Origin of the sequence: Inediibacterium massiliense (assembly GCF_001282725.1) — a bacterium.
GTDB lineage: Bacteria > Bacillota > Clostridia > Peptostreptococcales > Thermotaleaceae > Anaerophilus > Anaerophilus massiliensis.
Genome location: NZ_LN876579.1, coordinates 1 through 1,408 on the forward strand (window position 1 = coordinate 1; position 1,408 = coordinate 1,408).

General features: G+C 33.2%; 1 protein-coding gene. It reads right to left on the reverse strand.

Annotation, left to right across the window (positions count from 1 at the left end; all coding sequences use genetic code 11):
• Position 1 precedes the first annotated feature (1 nt).
• Positions 2-1,408 (reverse strand): 4-hydroxyphenylacetate 3-hydroxylase family protein (locus tag BN2409_RS00170; RefSeq protein ID WP_053954683.1); only part of this gene is annotated, 1,407 nt, incomplete at its 5' end.

The following is a 1,408-nucleotide window of genomic DNA, read 5'->3' on the forward strand; positions in this document are numbered from 1 at the left end:
ATTATTTTTGTGAAGCTGCTGCTTCTCTTTGTGCAATAGCTTCTTCATCTATTCTTGCTATTTTTTTAGCCAATTCTTTTTTATGGGCTAGATTTCCTTGTCTTGCAATCATAATTCTTTGTGCTTGTGGTGAACCTGCTCCATGCATAGATTCTGTTCTATATCCTACTGCTGCTGTTCCTAATGTCATATTTTCAATCAATCTTAATATTCTCATTCTGTGTTCTGTTGGTACTATATTCACACCTTTAAAATATTTTTCACAAATTGGTCCAATTTCTGGATGTTTAAAATCTTTTTCTGATGGCATAGTTACCATAAGTCCTCCTGCAATGTCTTCTGCAAGTCTTGTAATTTCATATGGGAATCTTGTTACATTTTGCTTACAGACATTTGCTAAAAGTAAATCTATTTGATAGTTTCCAGCCTTTGTTTTGTATCCTTCTGCTGAACAAGCAATTCCACAGCAATATAATGTTTCATTTAAATGAGTCATTTCTATTAATTTATCTTTGATATGAGATGCTCTTGAAGCTCCATTAAAATCTGCTGCTACTGCTGCTGCTCCTATTAATACATCTCCTACCCCTACTTTACATCCTCCATAGCTTTGTCTATGATATCCTGCAAATCTTTCTACTAACATTCCTGCAAAATCTACTTCTCCGTTTAAGAATATTCTATCATTTGGAATAAATACATCGTCAAATACTACTAATGCTTCTTGTCCTCCAAATTCTTTGTTTCCTACATCTATATCTGCACCTTCTTCTAATTTTCTTGTATCACAAGATTGTCTTCCATAAATCATATAGATTCCTTCTGCATCAGATGGGATGGCAAAGGATACTGCATACGCTTCGTCTCCTTCTTTCATTGCAATGGTTGGCATAATTAAATGCTCATGAGAATTTACTGCTCCTGTTTGATGAGCTTTTGCTCCTCTTACTATAATTCCATCTTCTCTTTGTTCTACTACATGTAAAAATAAATCTGGATCTTCTTGTTTACTTGGTGATAATCCTCTATCTCCCTTAGGATCTGTCATAGCTCCATCTACTACCAAATCATTTTCTTGTACATATTCTAAATATTTTTTAAAATTTTCATGATAATTTGTTCCATATTTCTCATCTGTTTCATAAGTTGTACTATATACTGCATTAAAAGAATCCATTCCTACACAACGTTGGAAACATGATCCTGTCTTTTGTCCTAAAAGTCTTAACATTTTTACTTTCTTTATAAGGTCTTCTGTACTTTGATGAAGATGTGTAAAACGATTTACTTTTTTTCCTGTTAAATTAGAAGTTGCCGTCATTAAATCTTCATACTCTGGGCTTTGAGCAAGCTCATAAGTCATTGCTACTGAATTAATAGAAGGTCTAATTACTGGATGGTCTACAAA